The organism is Hymenobacter coccineus (assembly GCF_001816125.1).
Lineage (GTDB): Bacteria > Bacteroidota > Bacteroidia > Cytophagales > Hymenobacteraceae > Hymenobacter > Hymenobacter coccineus.
On record NZ_MDZA01000232.1, the window covers coordinates 1 to 2,562 of the forward strand.

The 2,562-nt window shown below is 66.6% G+C and carries 4 protein-coding genes; 1 reads left to right on the plus strand and 3 read right to left on the minus strand.

Translation table 11 applies throughout. The features are described 5' to 3' along the window. Positions 1-458 (minus strand): thermonuclease family protein (locus tag BEN49_RS13845; RefSeq protein WP_193415811.1); only part of this gene is annotated, 458 nt, incomplete at its 3' end. A 70-nt stretch (positions 459-528) separates the two neighbouring features. Between BEN49_RS13845 and BEN49_RS13850 the strand changes: the two genes are divergently transcribed. After that, positions 529-723 carry a hypothetical protein gene (locus tag BEN49_RS13850; protein WP_070744329.1) on the plus strand — a complete coding sequence of 65 codons (195 nt, stop codon included), beginning with the start codon at positions 529-531 and terminating at the stop codon, positions 721-723. 138 nt (positions 724-861) lie between these two features. Here the strand turns inward: BEN49_RS13850 and BEN49_RS13855 are convergent, their stop codons facing one another. Continuing rightward, the gene (locus tag BEN49_RS13855; RefSeq protein ID WP_070744331.1) at positions 862-1,329 is read right to left on the minus strand and encodes a hypothetical protein; all 468 of its coding nucleotides are present in this window, start codon (positions 1,327-1,329) and stop codon (positions 862-864) included. A 182-nt stretch (positions 1,330-1,511) separates the two neighbouring features. Then, positions 1,512-2,562 (minus strand): tyrosine-type recombinase/integrase (locus tag BEN49_RS13860; protein WP_070744333.1); only part of this gene is annotated, 1,051 nt, incomplete at its 5' end.

Genomic DNA, 2,562 nt, shown 5'->3' on the forward strand with positions numbered 1-2,562 from the left:
GCCACCGTATGGTTGGGGTCGTAGGCCCAGGCCCAGCCGCGCACCACCAGCAGCGAGTCCAGCGGCACCGGCCAGCCCGCCGCGGCCAGCGTCGCCGTGGGCAGCAGCACCGCCCCCAGCGTCCGCCCGTACAGGTCCAGCCCATTCTTGGCCACCAGCACCACCCGCCCCGGGGCCAGCAGCCGTGTCACTGAGTCGGTGGCCTGGGGCCCGAAGTCCTGGTCGTGTTCCGGCGCGTCCACCCCCAGCAGCCGCAGTCGGTAGGTCGTTCCCCCCGAGAGCAGGATGTAAGTATCGGCGTCGATGACGCGCACCACCCGGGCGGCTTCCGCGGCGGCCGCAGCGCGGGCGGTAAAAGATGCGGCGGGGAAGTCACCGGACCGGCTGCCCACACACCCCACCGCCAACGCCGCCAGCAGCGCCCCACCCACCCCCGAAATAGTGCGTTTCTTAATCATGGGCCGAACGTACGGCCCGGTTTTAGCGGTTGTATCTTAGCTTGCCACTTTCACCCCAATCCACCCCGTTATGCCCCAGGTCTGCATCTGCCCCAAGGAGGTGGCCCAGCTCACCGGCACCCAGTACGGCACGGCCAAAGTGCTGCTGCAGCGCATCCGCCGCGCCAACGGCAAGCCCGCCCGCGCCTACGTGTCGGTGGCCGAATTCTGCCGCTACACGCACCTCGACGAGGCCGAAGTGTCCCGCGCCCTTAATGCTAAATAGTGTACCGCAGCGCGTCCGGTCAACAGCCGGGTTGGAGCAGGGCTAAAGCTACCTTCGCCCTACTCTCGCCCTAGTTTGCCATCCACTAGTAAGCGCATTCTGTAACGCACTGGCCAATCGCCGGCGCAGCGCGCCGGACTACTTCAAACTGCCCACCAGGGCAGCAGAATTCCAGCTAGCGGTGTAGGCATTACCGGCGGGCGAAGACAGGGTACCGTAGCCTAAGTCAGGCGCTGTGAAATTGTAGAAAGCGGGCCGCGTTCCGTGGTGCAAAACCATTTGTGCCCGCCAGGGACCAGCGGCCGTCAATGAAGCGATGGGGTCGAGCAAGGTCACGATGATCTCCACGTCGTCGCCCTCGGAACTGCCCCCTTGGTATGTGTACGTGTAGTAAAGGGGGTGGCCCGCCGCATCCAGCACGTCCGTTACCCGCAACGCGAGCTTCGTAACCGTGTAAGCCGCGCCGCCATTAGGCTGAATCGTAAACGCCCCGGCAACCGGCGCAAAAGTATTGAGTACCGGCACGGCAGCTGGCGAAGGATCACTGCTTTTGGAGCACCCACCCAGCAGCACAACAGCCAAAATAACGGGGACGAGCTTCTTCATGCTACTAAACTACTCCCGCCTTGGCCAGGCTTTGCAAACGGGTTGCGCTGGGATGCCCAACCCAGCAAGCAAATTCCACCAGCAGCTTTTTTTCAACGGCAAAACATCAGCGGGTTCCGAATGACCCGTTCGCCAAGTAAAGCGTTAACCAGTCGGCGGCGCTGCGGTAGCCCCCGCCCCGCTTAGGCCGCTACCGGCTCTACAGCGCACACCGCCCCCGCCAGCACCGGCACTTCCGCAGGGGTGCCCGCTGCGGGCGCGTCCCAGATCCGCTGCATGGTGTGGTGCTGGAAGTCCTCCACAATCTTGGCGTAAATCAGGGTCGTCTGGATTTTCTTGTGCCCCAGAATCTTTTGCAGCACCTCCACCGGCATGCCGCGCAGCAGGCTCTGGGTGGCAAACGTGTGCCGCGCCGTGTGCATCGTCACCAGCTCCCACTTGGGCACCGCCGCCCGCACCAGCCCCCCGTCGCCCGTGCTCACCAGGTCCACCGCGCCCGTCAGGCCCGCCAGCTTCGCCACCCGTTTAAGGTAGCGGTTCATCACCTGGTTGGCCAGCACCGGCAGCAGCCGCGCCCGCGCCCCACCGGCCGCGTACTTGTCCACGATGGCCCCGGCCGCCGCACTCAGGTAAATGCTCACCCCCGCCCGCGTCTTGCTCTGCACTAGGCGCAGCACCCGCCCGCCGTTCCACTCGCTTACGTTGCCCGGGTGCAGCGCCGCCACGTCCGAATAACGCAGCCCGGTGTAGCAGCAGAACAAAAACACGTCGCGCGCCGGCACCAGCGTGGCCGGCAGCAGGGCCCCCGCCAGCGCGTCCAGGTCGCCCGCCGACAAGTACAGCTTGGGTGCGTCCGACGGCTTGGCCACCAGCTTGCGCAGCTCCACGACCACCGGCACGCCCCGCTCGTCGCGCAAAAACCGCAGAAACGACTTCAGGTCCTTCACGGCCGTGTAAATGGTGTTCGGGGCCAGCTTGCGCACCGTGCGCAGGTAGAGCAGCAGCCCGTCGTGGGTTTCCAGCGAGTACGTCGCCGGGTTCAGCACGGCCCCGCTGTGCGCCTCGAACCCGGTGAACAGGTTGCGCGCCACCACGTGCTGGCGCAGGGTTTCCCTAGCGTAGCCCCGCGCCCGCAGCGCCTCCCGGTACTGCTCGTAGGCCACGGCCACCGGCACGGCCGCGGGGCGGGGCCGCGGGCGGGGCCGCCACGGGGGGCCGCGGGCTGCAACGCCG

Bases quoted from the DNA above. Each gene is read 5' to 3' on its own strand.
- BEN49_RS13850 (WP_070744329.1), top strand. From the start codon at position 529: ATGCCCCAGGTCTGCATCTGCCCCAAGGAGGTGGCCCAGCTCACCGGC.
- BEN49_RS13855 (WP_070744331.1), bottom strand. From the start codon at position 1,329: ATGAAGAAGCTCGTCCCCGTTATTTTGGCTGTTGTGCTGCTGGGTGGG.